Here is a 26,263-nt window from a genome sequence, read left to right on the forward strand (position 1 = left end):
AACCGTCCTCCGGGGAAAGTCTTTACGGCCCGCCGCCGGAGCCGATGGCCGGTATCAATGACGCCGTTCCCTCGGAACGAATGGCGCTTATCGATATATTTCAGCTTATGTCCGGGATATGTCATAGGGCCCGGATAATTGGCCTCCCCAAGGCGGGATAACCGGTTATTGAAGATCGAAACGGCCGGATCTGGCCAGTAACGGGAATGCGCCCAGATTCCACCCGTCAGCGTCTGGACTCGGCATCTCCGCGATGGCACTGTGAATAGCGCAGGACCGCGGACGGCGATGTTTACATCGCAAATAAGGGGCTGTCCGAAATCCACTGCGAATGGGGGCGCTGGTGGTTGCCGACCTTGTGCTGTTCCCGCATTGCGATCTTCACATGGCGCTCACCGGCACTCCGGCGCTCACCTTGCGGGTGTTCAGCCGGACCGACACGGCGGGCGATCCCAGTCGCTATACGCTGACGCCGGTTCCGGCCGCGCAGTGCGCGTTCGACTTCTTCGCGCCGCACAATCAGGCCGGCCATCGCTTCGACAACCTGCCGACGGTTAACCCGGCGACCGGCGTGGTCACCGCCACCACGCCGGGGGTGTACCTCTTCCAGATCCGGCGCGGCCAGGAGTACATCGTCGGCCGGCTCCAGGTGCACAACCAGATCGTCGCGTGGTGGTTCGGGAACGACTCGATCACGACCGCCAAGGACGGTGCGATCGCGCACGCGCAGCCGTCGATCTACGCCAAGTTCAGCGACGACCCCACCGGCGCGGACCTGATCGGGGACATCACCGGGCACCAGTACGTCCCGCTGACCCCGGCCGACGCGACCAAGGTCGTCGTCACCCCGGAGGGCCGGTTGCGCGGGCTGGTCGAGACGAGCACGCCGGTGAACCTCTCCGGCACGTTCCTGGGCCAGACCGCCACGCTGCCCGTCCGGGTGGTCGACTACGCGAAGAACCACCGTGATCTGTTCCCGGTGCACGTCCACGACGAGGTGCACAAAGACGAAAGACACAACATCGTCTTCATCGGCGAGGCGTTCACCGAGGCCGACCGCCCCTTCTTCGACGAGGTCGTGACCACGACGGTCAGCGAACTGTTCCACAAACCCCGGCACGAGCCGTACGCCACGCTGGAGACCAGCTTCAATGTCTACAAGGCCTTCACGCCCTCCCAGCAGCGCGCGGTCACCTGCGGATTCCAGGTCACCGACACCGAGGGGACGCTGGGTCCCGGCACCCCCATTCCGTACAACGACCGGGTGAGCAGCGACCCCGCCATGTACACCATGCAGGAACTGGTCGTGCGGGTGGGCCTGCCGATGCGCGGGGAGAGCCGGCCGAACCTCAAGGCCATCTGGAGCGGGCAGGACCTGCCCGGCTTCGATCCGGCCAAGGTCGACGACACCCTCATTAACGCCTGGAAGGTGCATCAGTCCGTGGGCATCCTGCATGCTCGGGACACCTTCTTCGGCCTGCATTTCGGCAGCCGCCTGGCCGACCGGAGCTCGGGCGTCTCCACTCCGGCCGCGGTGACCCCGCCCGCGGGCGGCGACGTCCACGGCACCGCCGGGCTGAAGGAGTTCGTCGGCCGGCTGTACGAGTTCTACACGACCGTACGGACCCGGCTGCTGGTACCCGATCCGCGCAGGCACCCGCCGGAGCGGTTCACCGGGGGGACCGATCCCGGCAACTCGATCATGAGTTACGTCAAGGGACTGGAACACGTCTTCGCGCCGTTCACCCTGATCGGCCCCGTATGGGAGCCGGACGACCTGCACTTCAAGCCCAGCCGGGGGCTGGTCGCCCTGATCACCCATGACGGCCTGGACGGCGGCGGCAACATCAGCCTGCGGAGCATGACCACGCTGTCGCTGAACAGCGGCCGCGGCGTGGCCTTCGCCTATGCCAATCCGGCCGACAAACGGGAGATGCGCCGCACCCCGCCGAAGATCGAGGCGGACTTCGACGACATCACCAACACCGTCGCCCACGAGTGGGGCCACAGCTTCAACCTGTCCGACGAGTACGAGGAGTCCGGCGGCGACGACAAGGAGGCCGCGCTGACCGACGATCTGTTCGGCGACAACGTCACCCGGCTCGGGTTCGTGCGGTTCGGCGCGGCCCCCAGCCGGAGCATCGACCCCGGCAAGGTCAAGTGGTTCGAGCTGCCGCGGATACGGGTGTCCGACCGGCTGATCGCGCCGTCCCAGCAGGACCCCGCCGGCATCAAGGTCACCATCGACAAGGGCCAGATCGGCAAGTGGCAGGAGGCGCAGGCGCAGACGCCGCCTCCGGAGGTGCACCTGCGCAACGTCAACATCAGCCCGTTCGGCAAGCAGTTGCCGCTGCAGTCCGGTCCCGCGCAGTACCTCCAGCCGCTGACCATCGCCAAGATCGACCCGGCCCAGGGCACCCTCGTGCTGGCGTTCGCCGGGGCCCCGCCCAGCCCGTTCCCGACCTTCGCCAAGGGCTCGGCGGTGTTCGTCCCGCTCAAGGACGCCTCCGGCGCACTGGTCCGGGTGGTGGAGAAGAAGGTGCTGGAACACCTCAACACCACCCACACCCCGTTGAACGTCGACACCGACACCACCAAGGCCAAGGCGGGCACCGACAACCCGGTGTCCATCGCGGGTTTCAAGGCACCCTGCAAGTCGTCCAGGCTCGTCGGCATCTTCGAGGGCGCCGTCTTCTTCGCGGGGGCCAACTACCGGCCGACCGGCGGATGCAAGATGCGCAGCGTCAGCGACTCCGACGAGGGCGGCGAGTTCTGCTACGTCTGCAAGTGGCTGATGGTCAACCGGGTCGACCCGGGCCAGCACGCCCTCCTCAGCGAGAAGCTCTATCCGGAGGCCAAGAAGAATGGCTGAGCCCGGGACGTTCGAGACGCTGGTCGCCGAGATCGGGCAGGCCCTGCTGCCGTTGCGCCAGGCGCTGGCCTCCCCGGAGGCGTTCCTCGCGCTCCTGCAGAAGCTGGGCTGGCGCGCCGACGACATCCCGCAGCCACTGCGCGATCTCGGCACCGGGGTGGAGACCCTCTACGACAGCCTGAGCAGGCTGCTCGGCGACGGCGGCCTCAACATCGACGGCTCGCTGGGCGGTGCCGGAGGCGGCGCGAGCGTCCAGGTGTCGCCCGACGACGTCAGCAGGGCGCTGCGCGCCGTACAGGACGTCGTCGGCGGTATCCGGGCGATCGTCAATGCGCCCGACTCGGCGATCCCCGCACCGTTGCGCGCGGACGGCTTCAAGACCAAGTTCCCGCGCCAGCTCATCGATTACCTCGTCATCTCCTACGTCCAGCGCTTCCACCCATCCGTCGCGTTCGCCCTCCGCTCGCTGGGGGTCGTCAAGTCGGGCTACGCGCCCGCGGAGGGCGGGCGGCCGCCCTACATGCACCTCGCGCTCGACCTCACCGACCTGCCTCGGGTGCTCGGCGACCCGTCGGTGGTGCTGAAGAACGCGTTCGGCTGGGGCGAGCCCACCTTCGACTTCTCCGCCCTCGCCTCCCAGCTCGACAACCTGCTGATGACCATCGGCGTGGACGTCCTCGTCGCCAGGCTGCCGGAGGCCACCGCGACGGCGGTCCAGGGCGGCGTCCCGGACCCGGGGGCGCCACCGGTCAAGGCGATCAAGGCGGTCGTGTTCGAGCGGGTGCAGGCCTCGGGACGGATGGCCGCCGAGGTCCGGCTGATGCCGCTGCCCGCCCAGGGCGGGAACCCGCCGGGCCTGGCGCTGCTGCCCGCCTACAACGGCGTGCTGGACTTCCGGCTGGAGCTCGGCCCGGACATCGCCGTCACCCTGCGCAGCGACCTGGACCTGCAGGGCGGGGTGGCGCTGCAGGTACGCCCCGGCCAGGGCATCGAGATCATCGTCGGGTTCGAGTCGGCCGGCTCGCCGGTGCACGCCCGCGGCTCGCTGGCGGTCAAGGCCGAGCGGGGCAGCGCCGACGGCGAGCCGATCGTGCTGCTGGGCGCCCCGGAGCAGACCCGGCTGCAGTTCCGGAAGCTGGCCGGCACCGGCGGGATCCGGCTGACCGGCGACGACGTCGACGTCTTCGCCGAGTTCGAGCTGGGCGGCCTGGAGTTCGTCTTCGACCCCTCCGAGGCCGACGGCTTCATCGCGAAGATCCTGCCCGACGGCGGCTTCTCCTTCGGCGCCGACCTCCTGCTCGGCGTCTCCCACCGCACCGGGTTCTACTTCCGCGGCACCTCCAGCCTGGAGATCCAGCTGCCGGTGCACCTCCAGCTCGGCCCGGTCGACATCCAGTCGCTGACGATCTCGGTGACCCCCTCGGGAGACTCTCTGCCGATCGGCCTCGGCGCGTCCTTCAAGGCCGAGCTCGGACCCCTCAAGGCGGTGGTGGAGCAGATCGGCCTGTCCGCCGCGTTCGCCTTCAAGCCCGACCACGACGGAAACCTCGGCCCGCTGGACCTCTCCCTGGGGTTCAAGCCGCCCAAGGGCGCGGGCCTGTCGGTGGACGCCGGGGTGGTCAGTGGCGGGGGCTACCTCTTCTTCGATCCCGACAAGGGGGAGTACGCCGGGGCACTGGAGCTGGAGTTCGCCGGTCTGTTCGACGTCAAGGCGATCGGGCTGATCAGCACCCGGATGCCGGACGGATCGCAGGGCTTCTCGCTGCTGCTGGTGATCACCGCCGAGTTCGCCACCGGCATCCAGCTCGGCTTCGGCTTCACCCTGCTGGCGGTGGGCGGCCTGCTCGGGCTGAACCGCCGGATGAACCTCCAGGCCCTCGCCGAGGGCGTGCGCACCGGCTCGATCGAGTCGGTGATGTTCCCGCGCGACGTGGTCGCCAACGCGCCCCGGATCATCAGCGACCTGCGTGCCTTCTTCCCCGCCCAGGAGGGCACGTTCCTGATCGGCCCGATGGCCAAGATCGGCTGGGGCACCCCGACGCTGATCAGTGTGTCCCTCGGCGTCATCATCGAGATCCCGGGCAACATCGCCATCCTCGGCGTGCTGCGGTGCGTGCTGCCGACCACCGAACTGCCGCTGCTGGTGCTGCAGGTGCAGTTCGTCGGCGCGATCGAGTTCGACAAGCAGCGGCTGTGGTTCTTCGCCCAGCTCTTCGAGTCGCGCATCCTGTTCATGACCATCGAGGGCGGGATGGGCCTGCTGGTCGGCTGGGGCGACAACCCCGACCTCGTGGTCTCGGTCGGCGGCTTCCACCCCTCCTACAAGCCGCCGCCGCTGCCGTTCCCGGTGCCGCCCCGGCTGTCGGTCGACATCCTCAACCGGCCCGGCGCCCGGATCACGGTGTCCGGCTACTTCGCGATCACCAGCAACACCGTGCAGTTCGGCGCGCACGCCGAGCTGGTGCTGGGCTTCGACGACTTCGGCATCCAGGGGCATCTGAGCTTCGACGCGCTGTTCCAGTTCTCCCCGTTCTCCTTCGTCATCGCCGTCTCCGCGGGCGTCTCGCTCAAGGTGTTCGGCATCGGGTTGTTCAGCATCCACCTGGCCTTCCAGCTCGAGGGCCCGGCGCCGTGGCGGGCGTACGGCCGCGGCTCGATCTCGCTGCTGTTCTTCGAGATCTCCGCCGACTTCGACATCACCTGGGGCGAGAGCCGCGACACCACACTGCCGCCGATCGACGTCCTGCCGCTGCTGGCAGGGGAGGTCGCCAAGGCGGAGGGCTGGCAGACCCGGCCGCCCACCGGCGGCGGCAAGCCCCTGGTCAGCCTGCGCACGCCGGACGCGACCGAGGACCTGGTGCTGCACCCGCTGGGCTCGCTGTTCGTCCAGCAGCGTGCCATCCCGCTGGACATCCGGCTGGACCGGGTCGGGGCTCAGCGGCCACGCGACGGCAAGCGGTTCGGTGTCGAGCCGGTGCCGGGCAGCGGGCTGGTGCGGGCCTCCGTCACCGCCGACAGGTTCGCGATGGCCCAGTTCCAGGACATGGACGACGCGGCGAAGCTGTCGCGACCGGCGTACGAGAACCAGGACGCCGGGCTGGAGCTGGTCGCGGCGCAGGGCGCGATGGCCTCGGCGCGGGTGGTCCGGCGCAGCGCCCGGTACGAGCAGATCGTCATCGACAGCAGGCTGCGCCGCCCGCCGGGCACGGTGCGCCCGGCCGCCCGGACGGCGCCGCAGAGTGACGGCGTGGTCCGCCGGGTCGCCGCCACGGCGGTACGCACCAAGCGGCTCACCAGCGTCAGTCCCGCCGTGTTCGGTCAGTTGCTGGAGGGCAGCAGCACCAGCCGGTCCCCGCTGTCGCAGCGCGAAGCCGACCTCCGGCAGCCGTACGCCGCCGGCGACACCGTCCAGGTCGTCGGGCAGCGCTTCGTGGTCGCGTACGTGCGCAACAACCTGCAGGCGTTCCCGCCCGGTTCGGTCGGGAACGCGACGGCGAGTTTCCTCAGCCAGGCCGCCGCGTACGACGCGCTCGCCGACTGGGTCGAGGCGGACCCGAGCCTGGCCGGGCAGTTGCACGTCATCCCGGAGCCGGAGGCGGCGGCCCCGCCCGCGACGTCCGAGGGCTGGACCACCACGACCAACCCGATGCCGGCCGCCGCGTCCTGGGACTCGCCGGCGGCCGCCGCCGTACGGCTCGGCAACGGCAAGGTCATCGTCGCCGGAGGCGCGGACGCCACCGGCCAGGCGGTGGACGACGCCGCGCTGTTCGACCCGATCGCCGGGACCTGGGCGGCCACCGGCCCGTTGCGGACCGTCCGTGACCTGCACTCGCTGACCACGCTCGCCGACGGGCGGGCGCTGGCCGCGGGCGGCCGGACCCCGGACGCGCCCACCGGCCTCGGCTCCGCCGAGCTCTACGATCCGCTCACCGGCACGTGGTCCCTCACACCGTCGGCCATGCACGTTCCCCGGTTCGGGCACACGGCGACGGCCCTGCCGGACGGCAGGCTGCTGGTCGCCGGCGGCGTCGGCGCCCGGGCCGCGGGCCGCGCCGGCACGCTGGCCTCCGCCGAGCTGTTCGACCCGGTCGGCGGCGGGTGGACCGAGACCGCGCCGATGACCGACGCGCGATCCGGGCACCGGGCCGTACCGCTGCCCGGTGGCCGGGTGCTGGTCGTCGGCGGGGTCCTGGCCACCGACCGCACCGACGTGGCGCTGGCGTACTGCGAGATCTACGACCCGGCGACCGGCACGTGGACCCCGACCGGCAGCCTGCACACCCCGCGCAGCGGGCACCAGGCGACCGTGCTCGCCGACGGCACGGTGCTGGTCACCGGCGGCGACGCCCGCGGCGGTGCGGTCCGCGGCCCGTTCAGTCCGGCCGCCCTGGCCTCCGCGGAGCGCTACGACCCCGGCACCGGAGTGTGGACACCGGTCCGCGACATGCCGGGCGGGCGCACCCGCCACCGCGCCGTCCTGCTGCGCTCCGGCCGGGTGCTCGTCGCCGGCGGCACCCGCGCCCCCGCCTTCGACGGTGGCTTCCGGAGCGCGTTGCTGTACGACCCCGGCGCGGACGGCTGGACCACCACCGGCGGCCCGGCCGTCGGCCGGTGGGCCTTCGCGGCCGTGGAACTGGCCGACGGCCGGGTGCTCGCCGCGGGCGGCCGCACCCGCTCGGCGGTCGCCGCCCCGCACCCCGGCACGGACGTGCTGACCGCCGACGCCGAGATCTTCACACCCTGAGCACGGTGACTACGGAGGGTTCGATGTCATGACGAGTTCCACCCTGGCGGCCACCGGGCAATGGACGAGCACCGGTGACCTGCCGTCGGCCCGCACCTGGTCCGGCCAGCACGACGGCCCGCTCGTGCTGTCCGGCGGGAAGGTCCTGGTGGCCGGGGGAGCCGACGGCTCGGCCACCGCGCTCGCCCAGGCGTCGCTCTACGATCCGGCCGCCAAGACCTGGGCGGCGACCGGGGCCCTGCACACGCCGCGGCGGCTGCACACCGCGACGTTGCTGGACAACGGGAAGGTCCTGGTGGCGGGCGGGATCACCGGCGCGGCGGCGTTCCCGGCGCCCGGCGTGGCCTCCGCCGAGCTCTTCGATCCGGCGACCGGCACCTGGACCGTGACCGGCGCCATGCACACCGCCCGGTGGGGCCACAGCGCGGTGCTGCTGCCCGGCAAGAAGGTCCTGGTGGCCGGCGGCTCCACGACCCGGTCCGGGCAGTCGGTCAAGGCGCTGCGCTCGGCCGAGATCTACGATCCGGCCACCGGCGAGTGGACCGAGGTCGCGCCGATGACCGACGCCCGCAGCGGCCACCCGGCGGTCGTGCTGAACACCGGCCGGGTACTGGTCGCCGGGGGGAGCGCGCCGGTCGCCCGGGACGGCGACGCCGCGCTCGCCTTCTGCGAGCTGTACGACCCCGGCGCGGGCGCCGCCGGCACCTGGACGCCGACCGGAGACCTGCTCGTGCCGCGCAGCGGGCACCAGGCCACCCTGCTTTCGGACGGCACGGTGCTGGCGACCGGGGGCAGCGCCCCCGGCGGCCCGGGTGACGGCACGTTCGACCCGTACAGCCGGGCGACCGCCGAGCTCTACAGCACGGCGTCCGGCACCTGGAGCAAGGTGCCGGACATGCCCGCCGGGCGCGGCCTGCACCGGGCCGTCTCGCTGGGCTCGGGCAAGGTCCTGGTGACCGGCGGCACCGACGGCCCCGACAACGGCGTCGGCTACGCCAGCGCGCTGATCTTCGATGCCGGCCCCAAGACCTGGTCCCCGGCCGGCGGGCTGGCCACCGGCCGGTGGGCCTTCGCCGCGGTGGCGCTGCCGGGCGGCAAGGTGCTGGTCACCGGCGGCCTCACCCGGTCCGGCCTGGCCGCCGCCGATCCGGGCACCGGCGAACTCACCGCGCGCACCGAGATCTTCAGCACCGGCGCGGCGGTGAGCACCCCGTGACGCCGAACGCCTACTCGTTCCTGCCCTGGCTGCGGACCGGCCTGACCACCCGGATCACCACCGACCCCGGCGCCGCGCCCCGCGCGAGCATCCCGGTGAAGCTGCGGCTGACCGGTGACGCGCTCGCCGGTGGCACGATCACCCAGGACGTCGAGAAGGCCGTGCAGCTGTACGGGCCGGGGGACGTCATCGGCATCGATCCCCGCGCGATCTCACGGACCGAGCCCCGCCCGTGGATCACCAACGTGGAGCCCAACTACCTGGCGCACATCGAGTTCTACGACGAGGACTTCCCGTGGCGCTACAGCCCGGCCCCGCCCGACGCGGCGACCAGGCGGCTGCTGCCCTGGCTGGCACTGATCGTGCTGGCCGCGGGAGAGGATCCGAAGGCGAGCCCCGGCGCGGAGTTCACCGAGGGCACCGTGCCGGGCCGGCCGCTGCCGTCCATCACCGTCGGCGATCCGGCCGCGACCCTGCCGCCGCCCGGTCAGCTGGGCGCGTGGGCGCACGTCCACGTCAACGGCACGCTGGACGGCCTGGTCGCGAACGACGACCCCGCCGGCGCGCTGGACGCCCTGCGGCAGGTGCTGAGCACGAACGCCGACAGCGCGTGCTCACGGCTCATGTGCCCGCGGCGCCTGCAACCCGGCACCGGCTACCACGCCTTCCTGGTCCCGGCGTTCGAGACCGGGCGGCTGGCCGGGCTCGGCCTGGACCCGGCGCTCGCACCCGCCGCGCTGCATTCCAGCTGGGGACCGGACTACCCGGGCCGTCCGGAGCCCGGGACGCTGCCGTACTACCACCGCTGGTTCTTCGGCACCGGCAGCGCGGGCGACTTCGAGTACCTGGTCCGGCTGCTGGAGCCGCGCACGCCCGACCCGCGCGTGGGCCTGCGCGACATCGACGTGCACGCGCCGGCCGGCCCCGGGCTGCCCGGCATCACCACACCGGCCGGGCTCGGCGGGGTGCTGCGGCTGGGCGGCGCGCTGCAGGTGCCGGGCCGGCCGCAGGACGTCCACGACACCTGGGACGACCAGCCGGGCCAGCCCTACCCGCACCCGTTCCAGAAGGCGCTGGCCGGGCTGATCAACCTCGCCGACGACTACCTCGACCAGACCCCCCAGTCGGCGCACGCCGCCCTCGGCGTCCAGGACGTGGCCGCGGAGGTCGACCCGATCATCACGCCGCCGCTGTACGGGCGCTGGCACTCGCTCACCCCCCGGCTGCTGACCGACCGCGAGGGCCACCCGATCACGCCGAACCGCAACTGGGTGCACCGGCTCAACCTGGACCCGCGGTTCCGGGTCGCCGCGCACCTGGGCACCCGGGTCGTCCAGGAGCGGCAGGAGGAGTTCATGCTCGCCGCCTGGGCGCAGGTCGGCGACGTGCTGGCGGCCAACGCCAAGATCCGTGCCGCCCAGTTGGCCCGCGAGGTCGGGTACGTCCTGCAGGCCAGGCACCTGGAGCCCGCCGCGGCGCCGCAGCCGGTGTCGGGCCGGGCGCAGCCGGTCCGGTCGGGCCGGGCGCTGGCGCTGACCGCCCCGGCCAGCTCGCGGGTGACCGCTCCGGGCGGCACCGGTCAGAACGCGGCGGCCGCCACCGCCGAGCCGGTCGAGAAGATCGCGGTCGGATTCCACGTGGCGCGCAGCCGGGTGACGGCCGCGCCACTGTCCCCGGCGATGCGCCGGATCACCAGGCCCGGGTCCCGGCTGATCCGCTCGCTGCCGTTCACCGCCGAGCAGCCGCCGGAGGCGCTCGTGCCCCGGATGGACGACGAGACCGACCCGGTCACCGCCGCGGCCCCCAAGGCCACGCCCGCCGCCGTCGTCACGCCCTCCCAGCTCGACGAGGTCCTGCACCCGCCCGGCCCGGGTGTGACGGACGCGGCGGCGGTCACCGGCACGGATCCGGTGGATCAGCTCCCGCACAGTGCGAACTTCGTGCTGACGGCGCCCGGGGACACGTTCGTCCCCTCCGAGGGCGGTGAGGACAGCCCGGAGGCCAAGCTGTTCAAGCAGGGGCTGCACGACATCTACGCGGGATGGGACGCGGCGGCGGTGGGCGGCCAGACGGACTCCCCCCGCAAGCTGGACGTGCCCGCCGCCACCGAGACGATGCTGACCGCGCTGCGCGCGGACCAGTCCGTGCCGAAGAGCCTGCTCGGCACGGTCGCGTTGCCCGAGCGGCTGCGGCCGTTCGCCGAGCGGTTCATCGAGGCGATGGCCTACCCCGTCATCGACCTGCCGACGTACAAGGCGCTGCTGGACATGTCGGTCGACCTGTTCGTCCCCAACCTCGGGCTGATACCGCAGAACACCGTCACCCTGCTGGAGACCAACCAGGAGTTCATCGAGTCCTACCTCGTCGGCCTCAACCACGAGCTGGCCCGCGAGCTGCTGTGGCGGGAGTACCCGACCGACCAGCGCGGCTCGCCCTTCCGGCAGTTCTGGGACGTGCGCACGGTCGCGTCCCCGCCCGGCGAGACCGCCGAGCAGCGGCGGGAGCGGCTGTACGACATCCGCCCGATCCACGCCTGGCCGCGCGCCGGCGAGCTCGGCCACAACGACAACCGGGAGCAGGGCGGCGACCAGGAGGACGACCTGGTGCTGGTCATCCGGGGCGACCTGCTGAAGAAGTACCCGAACGCGGCCATCTACGCGCACCGCGCCCGCTGGCAGCCCAGCGACGCCCATCCCGACCCGCAGCAGGAACGCGTCCCGGTCGAGCTGAACGACCCGGCGCATCCGACCCCGGAGGAGATCCGGCTGCCGCTGTACGAGGCCAAGGTGGAGCCGGACCTGACCCTGCTCGGATTCGATCTGACGGCGGCGCAGGCCAAGGGCGACTTCGCGACCGGCAAGGCGGGCTGGTTCTTCGTCATCCAGGAACGCCCCGGAGACCCCCGGTTCGGCCTGGACGTCGGCCCGAGCGTGCGGGTCGAGGTGTGGAACGACCTGTCCTGGCCGGACGTGGACCCCGGCGGCAGCGGTTTCATCAGGCTGGACGAGACCACGGTGCCGGTCCCGCTGCTGGGGTTCGACCAGCCCGACGACGACCAGGAGAAACGGGACCAGCACCTCGAGGACGAGTCGCTGCCGGTCTGGCACGGGGGGCTGAGCTCGGCCGACCTCGCCTACATGCTCTTCCAGGCACCGGTGCTGATGGCCGTGCACGCCCAGGAGATGTTGCTCTGATGGCCGACCTGCTCGCGGACGCCCCGCTCAGCGACGACTTCCCGGTGCTGCTCGGCCCGGTCCGGCTGGAGACCCGGTTCACCCCGACCGAGCTGCTGGTCCGGATCTTCCCCGACGAATGGTCGACCGACAAGTTCGAGCCCCGGCCCACGCAGGCGGAGGTCGGCGCGCTGGACGCGTACTGGACGGCGCTGTGGCGGTCCGGCGGCGACCCGGTGGCCGAGCAGGCCGCCTGGCACGAGCTGGCCGGCCGGGTTCCCGCCGGACGGGCGAGCTGGCTGCTGCAGACCCACCAGCCCGCCAACCCGGGCGACCGGCCGGCCGGCGTGCCCGCCGGGACGACGGTGCTGGTGATCGTCAGCGGGCAGGCTCTGCCGGCCCAGGACCGGCAGCCGACGATCACGTACTGGACCGCGGTGTGGCGGGCGCACGGCGACCGGCTCGAGCTCCGGGCCGCCGAGACCGCGTTGCGCGCCGCCGTGGGCCAGACCCGGGCCGGCACCATCCGGGCGCGCCGCCCGGCGGGCATCGACGCCTCCGCCACCGCCACCGGGGACGAGGTCATGGTCGCGTTCCTGGTGCTGCCGCCGCCCGCCGCCGGGCAGGTCGCCGCGCAGTCGTGGACCCAGGCGGCGCGGGCCCGGCTGCTGCCCGACCGGTTCACCGTGCTCGGGTACGTCGGCGGTCAGCAGGTGCTGTCGGCGACCGGCTCGGCGGTGCCCGACACGCTGCCGGTCAGCCCGGACCCCGGCGCGACCGACCAGCTCCGGGTGGACGAGGCGACCGGGGTGCTGCACGTCCCCGACGACCTGCGCTGGCTGACCGACTTCGACCGGGCGGTCTCCGTCGGCATGGGCCTGCGCATCCCGCTGGACGACCACATCCGCGGCGGCCTGGACCGGCTGGTGGTGATCGGGCTGCGGCAGCGGTCCGGCCCTGAGCAGGCGGGCACCGAGCTGGCCGACCTGATGACCCGGCAGCTGCGCAGCCCGGCCGGCTACGCGGTGCTGCCGCAGGGCACGGCGACCAACAACACCGAGGCGGCCCCGGCCGGTCAGGACGCCCGCGAGGAGGCCGAGGCCGGGCTGCGGACGGCCTTCGGGACCTCCTTGGCGGAAGGGCGAGCGGCCGGCTGGACCGGCAAGACCGACGGCCAGTGGCTCGCCGAGCTGCTCGGCGTCGATCCCGCCGTGCTCACCGGGATGCCGAACGCCGACGGCACCGATCAGCGGGACGCCCGGGCCGCCAACATCGCGCTGTGGCCCGCGACCTGGGGGTCGTACCTGCGCACGATGCTGCACCCGCTCCTGTCCGCCGAGGCGGTGGACCAGACCCGCGAGTTCTTCGTCCGGCACGTGTCCGGGCGCGGCCCGCTCCCGGCGGTCAAGATCGGCAGGCAGCCGTACGGGATCCTGCCCACCACCGCGTTCTCCCGGCTGGCCTGGCCGGAGGGCGCGGCGCATCGGCGCGCCCTGCACAAGGTGCTCAGCGCCGCCGCGCAGGACTGGCAGGCCGCCACCGCCCACGTCGCCCACCTCGGGACCGACGGCGATCCGCACCAGGTGCTGCTGGACATCCTGGCGCTGCATCCGACCTCGGCCGAGTACCACCAGCGGTACGCGCAGAGCGTCGAGGACATCTTCAACCGGGAGAACCTCAGCAGCGGCGGCCCGCACGTGATCCCGGCGCTGGAGGGGCTGAACATGCCGCAGCCGATCCGCGCGCTGCTCACCCGGCTCGGTCATGCCGACCCGCCCGGCCCGGACCCCGACCTGATCCGGCGGCTGTTCGTGGACACCCAGTACCCGCTGCTCGGCCCGCTGGTCGACGACCGCCCGCTGTCGGAGACCGACCCGATCCGCGGCTACCTCCCCGACGGCGGGAACTACCTGCACTGGCTCGCCCGGTACGCCGACGAGGACCTGGAGCCGGTCCGGCTCGAACTCGGCTTCACCGGCGACCGGCCGCCCGCGGCGCTGCTGTACCTCCTGGCGCGGCACGCGGTGCTGCTGGGGTGGGAGGACGCCGCCCGGCGGCTGGCGGCCGCCGCGCACGGCACGGTGCCGGACGCCCGGGACCCGCTGTTCATCCATGTCGCGACCGCCCGGCCCGGCATGCCGCCACCGCCGAGCGAGAGCCGGTTCCGCCGGCTGTACGCGCCCGACCCGGCCGTCACCGGGAGCCCGGATCGCCTGGTGGTCGACTTCATCCCGGACGTGATCGGGCAGTCCGCCGCGACCGGGCAGCTCGCCGAGCAGATCGAGGCGCTGCACCACCTGGCCGCCCTGCCCACCGCGAAGCTGGAACGGGTCCTGGCCGAGCACCTGGACTGTGCCACCTACCGGCTCGACGCCTGGCGGCTCGGGCTCGCCGGCGAACGGCTGTCGGAGCTGCGGTTCGGCGCGTCCGGCGACGCCCCGGCCCGGCGCGGGGTCCATCTGGGCGCGTACGGCTGGCTGGAGGACGTCCGGCCCCGGTCCGGTCAGCTCACCCCGGTGCAGCTGTCCGGCGAGCTCGCCGCCGTGTTCAACCCGCCGGGCTCCGCCCCGCTGCTGCACGACCCCGCGAACGGCGGCTACATCCACGCGCCGTCGCCCGCCCAGGCGACGACCGCGGCGGTCCTGCGGGCCGGGTACGTCGCCAACGGGACACCGGACAACCCCGGCGCCTTCGCCGTCAACCTGAGCTCCGAGCGGGTCCGGGTGGCGCTGACCCTGCTCGACGGGCTGCGGCAGGGCCAGTCGCTGGGCGCGCTGCTGGGCTATCGGCTGGAACGGGCGCTGCACGACCGCTACGCCGACGCCGAGCTGGACACGTTCATCACGGCGCTGCGCGGGGCGTTCCCGCTGCGGGCCGGGCGGATGGCGGAGACCAAGCCGGAGGACGGCACCGCCGCCGAACTGATCGAGGCCCGCAACGTCATCGACGGCCTGGAGCTGGTCCGGCGGGTGACCCGGGTGCCCGGCGCGCAGACCTACCCGTTCGGGGCCGCCGGCCTGCCGGAGCCGGACGACGACCAGCGCGGGGCCATCAACGACGAGGTACAGCGGCTGCTCGCCACGCACGACGCGCTCGCCGACCTCGCCGTGGCAGAGAGCACCCACCAGACGCTGGCGGGCAACCCCGAACGCGCGGCGGCGACCCTCGACGCGTACGCCAAGGAGGGGTTCGCGCCCGAACCCGCCGTGGTCCGCACGCCGCGCGGCGGCACCACGCTGACCCACCGGCTGGCACTGCACTTCAAACCGGGGCTGCGGCCCGGCCAGGGCGCCCCGTCGTTCCAGGGCGACGGGCCGCGGGCCAAGGCCGAGCCCGCCGTCAACGACTGGCTGACCGCCGTGCTGCCCGACCAGCGCGACGTCGCGGCGCTGGTCACCTGGACCGACCCGGCCAACGGGGTGGCCCGCAGCAGCGTCGTCACCCAGCGTGACCTGGAGCTGCAGCCGATCGAGCTGCTGTGGGCGGTCCGGCCGGTGAGCGAGGCGGCGATGACCGACCTGGACGACCGGATCATCGGTGTGGTGGCGACCCGGGACCAGCCCCGGCCGGACGCCCGGCTGGTCATCCGGCACACCCTGCGGGTGCCCGGCAAGCTGACCTTCTTCGAGCTGTCCCCGCTGATCGCCGCGCTGCGGTCGCTGCTGACCGCGTCCCGGCCGGTGCGGCCCACCGACCTGATGCCCGGCGCCGGGGACGCGCCGGTGGACCGCGCCGCCGACGAGGCGGTGGCGCTGTCCCGGGAGCGGCCGGTGGCGGTCCGCGACGCGCTCGTCGAGCTGCGCACCGACGTGAACGACTATGTCGCCGACCTGGCGCCGCTGTTCCCCGACCCGCCCGCGCCGGTCCGGCGGGCCGAGGTGATCAACGGCATCGACACCTTCCTGCGCCGGTACGCCGACCTGATCGTCACCGCCGGGGGCTTCGGCATGGTGCGCAGCGGCTGGGGCGAGGCGGCCGCCTGGCGCCGCGACGTGTACGCCGGGGTGCTGGCCGCCGTGGCCGGGACCGCGGACCGGATGGGCCGGGCGCTGGCCGACGCCGACGCGCGCATCGCCGCCTACGACGCGCTGCCGCCGGCCACCTCGGTGCCGGAGCGGTTCCGGCTGCTGGAGCGGATCGAGCGGCTGCTCACCACCAAGCCCACCACCCCGCGGCCCAGCACGCCGCAGAAACTGCGAACGATCATCACCGCCCGGCGGCAGGCGTTCAACAACCGCCTGCAGGCCCTGCGCAACGAGGACGACACGACGAAGAAGACGCTCAGCGGGCTGCTGGCCGAGGTCGGCGGGCTGCTGCCGCTCACCGACTTCGACCCGGCCGGGCTGGACCTCACGCCGTTCCAGGACCAGGCCGTCGCGTACGGCAGGGAACTGCTGGACCGGGCGCGGGCGCTGCAGACCGAGATCGCCGACCGGCTGACCGCCGCGAACAAGGCCCTCGCCGACCACGACCAGGCACTGCCCGGCCCCGACCGGGTCCAGGCCGCCGTCGGCACGCTCAAGGCGCTGCTCGGCGAGGACGTCCTGGCCGTACCGGAGTTCACCGCGTCGGCGCAGCTCGCCTCGGACTGGAAGAAGGCCCGCAACGACAGCGACAAGCTGATCAAGCATCTGGAGGACGACGTCGAGCGGGACTTCCCGGTCGACGACTGGCTGCACGGCATCGCCCGGGTCAGGGAGAAGCCCCGGCTGTGGGAGCAGATCACCATCCTGAGCGACGCGCTGCGCGGCAACGGCGGGCTGCTCGGTAACCTGCCGGGCCTCGAGGAGCTCCAGCTCGTGCCCGTCCAGCTGCCCTTCCGGAACAACGACCACTGGCTCGCCATGGAGTTCGCGCCGGGAGCCGAGCTCGACGAGGACCGGCTGCTGTTCACCGCGCACTACGCGAGTCAGCCGCTGCTGCCCGCCGACACCGCCTGCGGGCTGCTGCTGGACGAATGGACCGAGGTCATCCCCGCGCGGAAGGAGACCACCGGGATCGCGGTCCACTTCGACCGCCCCGACTCCGAACCCCCGCAGGCCCTGCTGCTGGTCGTACCGCCCGTGAAGACGGGCACCTGGAACTCCGGCGACCTGGTGGCCGCCTTGAACGAGACCTACGACCTGATGAAGGCCCGCGCCGTCGAGCCGGAGCACCTGGACGAGACGGCGTACGCGCATCTGCTGCCCGCGACGGTGCTGTCGGCCACGCGCAGGCCCATCACCATCAGCACCGATCTCGCGACCAACAACCTGCGAGGGAAGGCGCCATGACCGAGCCGCTGCGCATCGAGAATCTGCCCGCCGCCCTGGCCGGCCGCGAACACCCCACCGTCGGCCTGTGGAACCGGCTGGAGGGCCGCCCGCGCACGGCCGACTTCGACCGTGCCCTGCGCGCGGAGGTGCGCGACCCGCTCTGGCTGCTCACCCGGCAGTGGCAGCTCGGCGAGTTCCGCGGCGCCGACGCCGGATCGCCGGTCACCGCCACCTACTCGGTGACCGCCACGACCCCCAGCCGGTTCCGGCCGGGCGGCGGCGGCCCGGTCCAGAACCTGCCCGCGGACCGGCCGCTGGAGGGCGTCGCCGAACGCCGGGCGCTGCCGTTCGCGTTCGGCCCCGACCTCGTCTCCTACGACCTGCGCCTGGCCCTCGGCCGCCGCTGGCTCAAGCTGGTCAGCCGGCACCCGCCGATCCGGCACCACCGCGCCGCCTACGTCGAGCGCTATCCCATCGCCCTGCCGGACCCCGAGGCGGACGCCGACACCCCGCGGGTGGCCCATCCCGAGGTCTGGTCGGCGCTGCAGGCGGTCGCCGGGCGCCGGATGGACGGCTACGAGCTCTACCGCCGCATCAAGCTCGGCCACGAGGCCGCCGAGGGCATCGACCATGTGGCGCCGCCGCACCGAGCCCTGCTCAACCAGCTCGGCGGCCGGCTGGCCGCCTGGTTCGACGATCTGATCGACCAGCCCTCGGGCGCCGAGACCACCTGGGACCCGCGGCGCCTGGAACACCGCTTCTCCATCGCCGCCGGGAAGAGCGGCGGCGAGAAGGTCCTCACGGCCCAGGAGTACCCGGGCGGCGAACTGGACTGGCACGCGTTCTCCATCGACCCGGGCGGGCCGCTGGGCGGAACCACTCCGGCCCCGCATGCCATCAACCGCACGGTGTTCCCCGCTCCGGTCCGGTACTCCGGGATGCCGCTGCCGCGCTGGTGGGCGGTGGAGGACGGCCGCACCAACTTCGCCGCCGTACGGCCCGACAGCACCGACCTGACGCGGCTGGTCGTCCTGGAGTTCGCACTGGTCTACAGCAACGACTGGTTCCACGTGCCCTGCGACCTGCCCGCCGGCACCCTCGCCGCCATCGGCGGCCTGGCGGTCACCGACGTCTTCGGGCAGCGACGCTGGATCACGCCCGCGGGGGCCGGGGACGACGAGGACTGGCAGCGCTGGTCGATGTTCACCCTCGACACGATCGACGTCCCCGGCTCGCCGCCGGTGGCCGCCGACACCGGCCTGTTCCTGCCGCCGACCGTGCCGAAGGTGGCCGACGGCCCCGCGCTCGAGGACGTGGCGCTGATCCGGGACGAGAACGCGAACATGGTCTGGGGCATCGAGCAGACCGTACGGCTGCCCACGGGCGAGGGGCGCAGCGGCAGCGAGGTCGCCGCCGAGATCCTCGCCCACCGGCGGCGACTCTTCCCGCCCACGGCCCCCGGCGAGCCCCTCGCCCCCATCGCGTACCAGGCGATGAACTCCGTGCCGGGTCAGTGGATCCCGTTCATCCCGGTCCACGTGCCCGGGGACGACCGGGCCATCCAGCTCCAGCGCGCCGCCATGCCCGGCGAGATCGACCAGCAGCCCGTCCGGCCCCGCACCGCGCTGCTGCGCGAGGGCCTGGACGCCGCACCGCAGCGGCCGTACTTCATCAACGAGGAGGAGGTGCCGCAGACCGGCACCCGGGTCACCGTCGCCTACAACCGCACCCGCTGGTACGACGGCCGCGTCGCGGTTTGGCTCAGCGCCCGGCGCGGCACCGGCCGCGGCGAGGGCTCCAGCGGTCTGGCCTTCGACCTCGCCGTCGACACCCAGCCGGGGTCCTAGCCCGTCACGAGCCGTCCTCCCGCCCGTCCTCGGGTCGCTCGGCGACGGCCTCGGCGAGGAGGTCCTCCTCGAACTGTGCGCACGGCTGCACCGGGAGCCGGGCCGGACGCTCGTCACGGATCGAGGGCGTCCCCGGAAGCATCACTTGACCGTGGTGAGGCTGACGTCTCCGCTGCGGGAGTAGTAGTACATGCCCCAGTGCTGGACCGCGCGCGCCAGTGCCTTCGCCGAGATCGTGTGGCGGCCGCCCGTGCTGCGCCACGGATCCCAGAGGGTGATGGTGCGGGCGCGGGAGTTGTAGCCGTAGGCGAGAACGACGTGCCCGATGTGACCGGGGATGCCCTTGTTCCAGGGCAGGCGTTCCGTCCAGACGGCGATCTCCGGCGCACGTCCATGGATGCCGACGTTGTTCACCACACGCCGCATCAGGACCGCGGGGTCGCGGACGTCGGTGACGTTGGTCACCGTGAAGTTCACCGGTGCCAGATAGTCGTTGAGCACGTTGATCGCGTCGTCGCCGTACGTGCCGAGGGGCCTCTTGGTGTGCATCTTCATCGCCAGGGTCCGCTGGCTGGTGGAGATGCCGAAGGTGCGCAGGCTCATCACGCTCGAGGCGGGGACGCAGAAGATGTCGTTCTGCTGATACTCGGGCCTGATCTTGAGGGCCACCGAGACCGGCGGTGACGGGGCGGCGGCGGGCTTCGGGGCGGCGGTCACCTCGGCCTGCCGGGTCTGGCCGGTGTTCCTGGCGATCGTCGGGGTCGCCGCCGGGCCGCCGGCGGTGGAGACCGTGACGCCGACGCCCGCGGTCACCGCCGCCAGCACGCCGGCGGCCAGTGATCCCATCACGTACCGCCGCGTCACCCGTCGTCCTTCCGGCAGAGGGCAGCCCTTCGCCCTAGCAAGATCAGAAGATACACGGCGCCGCGGGCCGGGCCCGGCTTTCCCGGCCCGGTCGGGGCGGTCGAGGCCGAGGACGAAACCGTCGCTCATCTGGCCGGTGAGCAATTGATGAAAAGCACCACCCGGGGAGCGATCACCATTTAATCTCCAGAAACGGATGATCACGCGGAGATCGGCTCGTCCAACGCTCCGCTGTAGGTGACCGTGATTCGGCTATTGAGGGCGAATCACGGCAAGACAGGAGTACCCCGGCATGAGTATGTCCAGACGCCAGGTAGTGGCGGGAGGGGCGGCCTTCGCCGCAGCGGCGACGGCCACTCCCGTGCTACTCGCGGGTTCATCGGCCCAGGCCACGACGACCACGGCGCACGCGGCCCTTTCGGGCCCGTCGCACGACGAGATCATCAACGCCCTCGGCAGGTGGGACAAGCGCCACGGCACCCCGCGCGGGGAGGAACTGTGCTTCCTCTCCGCCGGCGACCTGCTCCGTGGGATGCGGGCCAGACGCATCTCCCCGGTGGAGGTGGCCAAGGCCTACCTGGCGCGGATCGACCGGCTGAACCAGAAGGTGAACGCCATCGTCTACCGCCACCCCGAGGACCTGGTGCTGGCCCGGGCGCGGGACGCGGAGCGGCGGTACGCGAACGGCACCGCCCGCCCGATGGAAGGGCTGCCCTACCTCATCAAGGACCTGTTCGACTTCTGGAAGGACGCCCCCAACACCTTCGGCTCGGTGGTGTTCAAGGAGATGGGCTTCCGGCCCCCTTCCAACGCCATCTACATCCAGCGGATGCTGGACGCCGGGGTCAACCCGATGGGCAAGACCAACACCCCGGAGTTCGGGCACGAGGGCATCACCGACAACTACGCCTTCGGTCCCACCAGTACTCCGTTCGACCTCACCAAGAACGCCGGTGGCAGCAGCGGCGGCAGCGCCGCCGCCGTGGCGGGGTTCCTCACCGCGCTCAGCCAGGGTTCGGACGCCGGAGGCAGCGTTCGCATCCCGGCGGCGTTCACCAGCACGGTCGGGTTCAAGGCGACCTTCGGGCGCATCCCCCAGGACGCCCCGCCGCTGCCGTACAACCCCATGCTGCACCCCGGCCCGATCAGCCGCACGGTGGAGGACGCGGCCCTCAGCATGGAGGTGATGGGCGGGTTCTACCCGGGTGACAAGTTCAGCATCCAGGATCGGCCGGCGTACCTGCAGGGCCTCCGCAAACTCCGTGGCGGGCTCAAGGGCAAGCGGGTGGCGTTCAGCCCGAACCTGGACATCTTCCCGGTCGAGCAGAAGGTCGTGCAGGCCGTCCGGGAGGGGGTGGCCGCGCTGACCGCGGCGGGCGCCCGGGTCGACGAGGTTTCACTCGGGTTCGACAAGATGACCACCACGGATCTGCTCTCGGGCACGCAGAAGCCGGTCACCCAGGCGATGCTGAGCGAGCTCTGGGTGATGATGCAGAGTGCCCTGTACGGCTTCGCCCGGGATCTGTTCCTGCACTACGGCATTCCGGTGGACCTGATGAAGGAGCCGCACGTAGGCAAGCTGAACCCGGAGTTCCGGGGGATGCTGGAGCGCGCCGCGAAGACGAGCGTGATGGAGTACAAGCACGGGGAGTTCCTGGAGATCGCCGTCAACGACGCGGTCGAGGCCGTCTTCGCCCGGGGCTATGACTACATCGTGTGTCCGACGCTGACGACCGTTTCGGTGAGCAACACCACCGATGGCAACACGCTGGGCCCCGCCTCGGTCAACGGCACGCCGACCGAGCGCACCATCGGATGGTGCATGACCTACCCGTTCAACTTCACCGGCCACCCGGTGGTCAGCGTGCCCGCCGGGTTCGCCGGCAAGATGCCGGTCGGGATGCAGATCGTCGGTCGCCGGTTCGCGGACGTCGAGGTGCTGAACGCCGCCAAGGCGGTGGAGAACCACCGGCCCTGGCACGACCGGTACCCGAAGGAGTTCTGAGGCCGGACGCCCGCAACGGGTCGGCGGCCGAGTCGCAGGAGGCAGAGGCGATCTGGCCGCGCGGAGTGCTTCCGCGCGGCCAGGTCGGTGCCCCGCCGCCAGGGTCTGGAGCTCCTTCAGGATGGAGGGCCACCGGGGCGTACGGCGATGCCCAGGATCTGCGGGCTGGCCGGGAACGGGATCTGCGTCGCGGCGGAGCTCAGCCGGTCGAGGCGTTCGATGACGAATCCCGCGTTGGTGATCGCGGCTTCGGTGTCGCGGCCGGTGTGGCAGCCGCCGCCGAGGGTCGGCCAGACGGTGGCGTCCAGCAGGCGCTGGATGCGGTGCAGGGCGGTGGAGGGGGAACGGACGTGCTCGAAGAACCGCAGCTGCCCGCCGGGTTTGAGCACCCGCCACACCTCGGCCAGTGCCTGGCCCGGGTCGGGGACGGTACACAGCACGAGCGAGGCGATCGCGGCGTCGCAGGACTGGTCGTCCACGGGCAGGTGGCCCGCGGTCCCGTCGACGACCTCGACCGGCACCGGGGCGTGTTCGGCGTTCTCCCGGGCGATGCGCCGCAGGTGCGGTTCGGGCTCCACCGCGAGCACACCGGTGACCTCGGGTGGGTAATGGGCGAAGTTCAGGCCGTTGCCGGCCCCGACCTCGATCACCCGGCCGGACAGGCCTGCCAGCAGTGTGCGGCGGTGGCCGGCGATCCCGCGTTCCATGGTCAGGCTGGCGCGGGCATAGTAGCGGGCGAACAGTGGATGAGCGTCGCGGGCCATCGGCATCCCTTTCCTGTGCGGTCATCCTTGTCGCGCGGCCGGTGACGAGTCCGGTGCGCGGAGACCGCGCCCGCCCGCTTTCCACCGGCTCCTTCGTCAGTGAACGGCCGGGCTGAGCCGCTCGAACCGGAACGCCGCCAGCTCGTCGCCCCGGTCCTCGCCGAGCGCCTCGGCCGCCACCAGGTCGCCCGCGTACAGGCTCAGGGTCGCGCCGCTGTGGGAGACGGCGAAGTGGAAGTTGGGCAGCTCGGCCGCCCGGCCCAGTACGGGCAGGCCGTCGCCGGGGATGGGCCGTTCACCGACCCGGACGCTCTCCACCGTCGCGGCTCGTATCCCCGGGTAGAGCGCACGGCCCGCCTCGAGCACCTTGTCGACCGCCGGCTGCTCGACGCCGACCTCACCGGTGTCGGACACGTACGCCGCACCGTCGATCTCGGGGGTGTGCAGCAGCAGCCGCCCCGCGCCGTCCGGGCGCACGTGGACGTGCGGGGCGTGGACGACACGGCACACCGAGAGCGCGACCGGCGAGGTATAGACGAGGACGCCCCGGGTGTTGCGCATCGGCAGGACCAGCCCGGCGAGCTCGCTGATCCTGGCGGCCTGCGGCCCCGCGCAGTTGACGACCGCATCCGCGGGGAGCCGCCGCCCCGACGCGAGCCGGACGGCGCGCACCGTACCGGCGGTCACCTCCAGGCCGATGACGGCATCGTCGTGCACCAGCTCGGCACCACCGCGGACCGCGCTCGCCAGCAGATGGCCGATCATGGGGGCCGGCTCGATCCAGCCCTCGCGCGGGAAGTAGGCGATCTCGTCCGCCGGCAGCTCGGCGGGGTCCAGGTCCGGTTCCAGGCGCAGCGTCTCCGCCCGGCTGAGCCAACGCGCCTCGTATCCGTAGTCGAGGACACCGGCGACCTTCTCGCGCAGCTTCTCGCGCCCGGCATCGGAGGCGGCCCACTCCAGGTTGCCGCCCTCGTGGTACCAGCCGCCGTGGGGCACCTCGGCGGCCAGTCTCCGGTGTGCCTCCATGCCCGCGACACTGACGTCGTGGTAGGGCCGTGGCTGCTTACCGCAGGAGTTGATCCACGAGAACGTCGCGCCGGAGGTGCCGCCCGCCGGCGCTCCGGCGTCCACCACGGTGACGCGGGCACGCCGCCGCGCGAGCGAGGAGGCCACCGCCGCGCCGTAGACGCCGGCACCGATGACGACCACGTGCTCGACCATGCTGACCATCGTCCTTCGCTCTCGTGCGACCGGCGGCGGGGGCGGGTGACTGGACTCAAGCAAGCCGGCCCGGAGCAGTCAACCCGTGACGAGCCACCAGCGGACGGCAGGCACTACGGTGGCCCTCGTGCTGGAGCGTTTCCGGGAGTATGAACCACATATCGCCGCCGTACTCGGTGTCCGTTACTGCACGGTGTGCCAGACGAACGGGCAGAGTCTCCTTCTGGAGGGCGACGAACGGTTCACCGCCCCGGTGGTGGCGGCCGCGCTCGCCCGGCGCGGTCTCGAAGTCACCGGTGTCCGGCCGGGCGACGGAGTGACGGACTGGCACGCCGACGTCGCGGAGGAAGGGCGCGGGGGACCCGGACGCTACCTGCTGTGGTGCGCTTATGGGCGACCCGACCGGGTGCAGAGCCTCGTCGTCATGGGGGAGCGGGACCGGCCGCTGATCGGCATCGGCGCGGACAGGCGCCGGTGGAGCCGCGCGTGGTGGCATCGCGACCACAGTCCGCTCAGCGGCCGGCTGCGGGTCACCGAGGATCAGGCGGAGCGTTGGGCGCGGGTACTCGGAACGAGCCTGCCGTCACCGGCGGAGGTGCTCACGCTGCTGGCCGAGGACGCCGACCGGCCGGACGCCGCGCAGGGCCTGGAGTACCTCCCCGCGCGACGTGCCGAGATGGGGGCGCGTTACTGGACGATCTGCGGGCTGCGGTTCGGGCGGACCGGCGACGACCACGCGCTCGTTCAGGATGACGAGCCGCTGACCGAGGACGTGGTGGCACGGCGGCTGCGCGCGATGGGCCTGGAGCCGCTGACCGTCGAGTGGGCGGCCGGGAGGTGGGTCGCCGATCTGGCCTCTCCGGTGCCCCGCCACGGCCTTCGCCACTACGTCCGCCGCGGCAAGCGCGCCCACGCGGACGAGATCCGCAGCCTCATCCCGCGCGTCGACCATGAGCAGTTGTACTACCGAAAGGACTCGGGCCGCTGGGAACGCTGGTCGGGGCTGATCCCCGGGGCCGGGCGGTCGCCGCACCACCTGGACGACATCAACGATGACGAGAGCGAGATCATGCTCATCGGCCGGGAACAGGCCGAGCGAGTGGCGCGGGCCCTGGACATCGAGCTTCCGGGCGACGACGAACTGGTCGCCGTGGCCGGCCGCCTGCGGGCGGGCGAGCCGGCCCCGTCCCTGCCCCTGCGGTACCGCGAGCTGAGCCCGCGGTTCCAGGCGGCGGTCGGCGCCCGTTACTGCACGACCGTACGGGTGCCGGTACCTCCCGGATCGCGCCGGGAGGAGTGGGCGCAGGCCGCGGCGTTGCTGTTCGGAGACCGGCCGTTCACCCCGTCCCTGGTCGCCGACACGCTCACCGGCATGGGTCTGCGGGTCGTGAGCGTCCGGCCCTGCGACTGGCCGCCGGGGGACTGGTGGGCCGAACTCGACGGGGAGCCACGGTGCTGGGACGAGCGTCTCGACGCGGTCTGCCGCCGTGGTGAGTACGACCGCGTCCGTTATCTCGAACGCCGGCTTCCCGATGTCGGCGTTCACCTGGGCTGTGATCCCGAGGACGGAAGCTGGGGCCCGCTGGGATGGACCGCCGGCCTTCCGCGCGGCTGGTGGGCGCGCACGGAGAACCGTGACTGGGCGCCCCATCCGCCGGACGAGGAGAGCCGGCTCCTCGTCACCCGCGAGCAGGCCGAACGCCTGGCCCGCGCCCTCGGGACCACCCTGCCCGCAGGCGAGCGATGGGAGGAGCTCGTCCAGGTCGCCGCCACGGCGCTGGACGGCCTTCAGTGCTCGGAGTACTCACCCGCCCTGCGGGAGGTGTTCGGCGTCGGTTACTGGTCGCTGTGCACACTGTCCCAGCACGGCGAGCCGGCCCTCCGGGCCCTGGTGCTCGGCGAGGAGCCGCTGGACGCGGTCACCGTGGCGGAACAGCTACGCGACATCGGAGTGGAGGCCACCGGGCTGACCTGGCATCGCGATCCCGAGGTATCCGAATGGCGGGGTGAACTGGTTGCCGACACGTCAGAGGATGCCTTTTCCTACTACACGCACAACCTGCGGCCATCGGGTGATCTGGGGGAGATCCTGGTGCTGAAGGGAGATGTCAAGATGTGGTACGACCCCTCCCTGGCCCGATGGAACCGGAGCGACCCGAGGAACATGGCCGGTAGCGTGCTGGTCAGCAGGCGGTCCGCCGAACGGCTGGCGCGGCGCCGGGGCGGCCGGCTGCCGGGCGAGGACGAGTTCGTGGCGCTCACTTCGATGTACGTGCCACCACGCTCCTGACGGCCTGTCGTC

Annotated in this window: 12 protein-coding genes; 8 read left to right on the forward strand and 4 right to left on the reverse strand. The window is 72.5% G+C overall.

The features are described 5' to 3' along the window. Positions 1–343 precede the first annotated feature (343 nt). The 6 genes from ACRYCC_RS07255 to ACRYCC_RS07280 are packed head-to-tail and all read left to right on the forward strand — an operon-like array spanning position 344 to position 19,107. Complete coding sequence (locus tag ACRYCC_RS07255; protein WP_433809799.1) at positions 344–2,872, forward strand: M64 family metallopeptidase; 2,529 nt, start codon at positions 344–346, stop codon at positions 2,870–2,872. Continuing rightward, complete coding sequence (locus tag ACRYCC_RS07260) at positions 2,865–7,616, forward strand: DUF6603 domain-containing protein (protein WP_433809800.1); 4,752 nt, start codon at positions 2,865–2,867, stop codon at positions 7,614–7,616. The genes ACRYCC_RS07255 and ACRYCC_RS07260 overlap by 8 nt, the downstream gene beginning before the upstream one ends. 28 nt (positions 7,617–7,644) lie before the next feature. After that, positions 7,645–8,832, forward strand: coding sequence for a Kelch repeat-containing protein (locus ACRYCC_RS07265; protein ID WP_433809801.1), 1,188 nt, complete (start codon positions 7,645–7,647; stop codon positions 8,830–8,832). Next, on the forward strand, positions 8,829–12,026 hold the full coding sequence (locus tag ACRYCC_RS07270) for a hypothetical protein (RefSeq protein ID WP_433809802.1): 3,198 nt from the start codon (positions 8,829–8,831) through the stop codon (positions 12,024–12,026). Before ACRYCC_RS07265 ends, ACRYCC_RS07270 begins: the two co-directional genes overlap by 4 nt. After that, a complete protein-coding gene (locus ACRYCC_RS07275; RefSeq protein WP_433809803.1) occupies positions 12,026–17,278 on the forward strand; it encodes a hypothetical protein in 5,253 nt (1,750 codons plus the stop codon). The genes ACRYCC_RS07270 and ACRYCC_RS07275 overlap by 1 nt, the downstream gene beginning before the upstream one ends. Then, positions 17,275–19,107, forward strand: coding sequence for a hypothetical protein (locus tag ACRYCC_RS07280; protein WP_433809804.1), 1,833 nt, complete (start codon positions 17,275–17,277; stop codon positions 19,105–19,107). The genes ACRYCC_RS07275 and ACRYCC_RS07280 overlap by 4 nt, the downstream gene beginning before the upstream one ends. 4 nt (positions 19,108–19,111) lie before the next feature. Here the strand turns inward: ACRYCC_RS07280 and ACRYCC_RS07285 are convergent, their stop codons facing one another. Together ACRYCC_RS07285 and ACRYCC_RS07290 are read right to left on the reverse strand one after the other, a co-directional pair. Continuing rightward, positions 19,112–19,249 (reverse strand): hypothetical protein, encoded by a 138-nt coding sequence (locus ACRYCC_RS07285; RefSeq protein WP_433809805.1) that lies wholly within the window; start codon positions 19,247–19,249, stop codon positions 19,112–19,114. Continuing rightward, a complete protein-coding gene (locus tag ACRYCC_RS07290) occupies positions 19,249–19,971 on the reverse strand; it encodes a C39 family peptidase (protein ID WP_433809806.1) in 723 nt (240 codons plus the stop codon). The genes ACRYCC_RS07285 and ACRYCC_RS07290 overlap by 1 nt, the downstream gene beginning before the upstream one ends. A 292-nt stretch (positions 19,972–20,263) precedes the next feature. On the opposite strand from ACRYCC_RS07290, the gene ACRYCC_RS07295 reads away from it, so the two are divergent. Continuing rightward, positions 20,264–21,976 (forward strand): amidase, encoded by a 1,713-nt coding sequence (locus ACRYCC_RS07295; RefSeq protein ID WP_433809807.1) that lies wholly within the window; start codon positions 20,264–20,266, stop codon positions 21,974–21,976. A gap of 116 nt (positions 21,977–22,092) precedes the next feature. On the opposite strand, the gene ACRYCC_RS07300 is transcribed toward ACRYCC_RS07295, so the two are convergent. Together ACRYCC_RS07300 and ACRYCC_RS07305 are read right to left on the reverse strand one after the other, a co-directional pair. Continuing rightward, entirely contained in the window at positions 22,093–22,740 is a 648-nt protein-coding gene (locus tag ACRYCC_RS07300) for a class I SAM-dependent methyltransferase (RefSeq protein ID WP_433809808.1), read from the reverse strand. 96 nt (positions 22,741–22,836) lie between these two features. Further along, a complete protein-coding gene (locus tag ACRYCC_RS07305) occupies positions 22,837–23,961 on the reverse strand; it encodes an NAD(P)/FAD-dependent oxidoreductase (RefSeq protein ID WP_433809809.1) in 1,125 nt (374 codons plus the stop codon). A 127-nt stretch (positions 23,962–24,088) separates the two neighbouring features. Between ACRYCC_RS07305 and ACRYCC_RS07310 the strand changes: the two genes are divergently transcribed. Further along, positions 24,089–26,251, forward strand: a complete 2,163-nt coding sequence (locus ACRYCC_RS07310; RefSeq protein ID WP_433809810.1) for a hypothetical protein — start codon at positions 24,089–24,091, stop codon at positions 26,249–26,251. Positions 26,252–26,263: the final 12 nt, after the last annotated feature.

The sequence above is a fragment of the Actinomadura scrupuli genome, assembly GCF_050971785.1.
Lineage (GTDB): Bacteria > Actinomycetota > Actinomycetes > Streptosporangiales > Streptosporangiaceae > Actinomadura_E > Actinomadura_E scrupuli.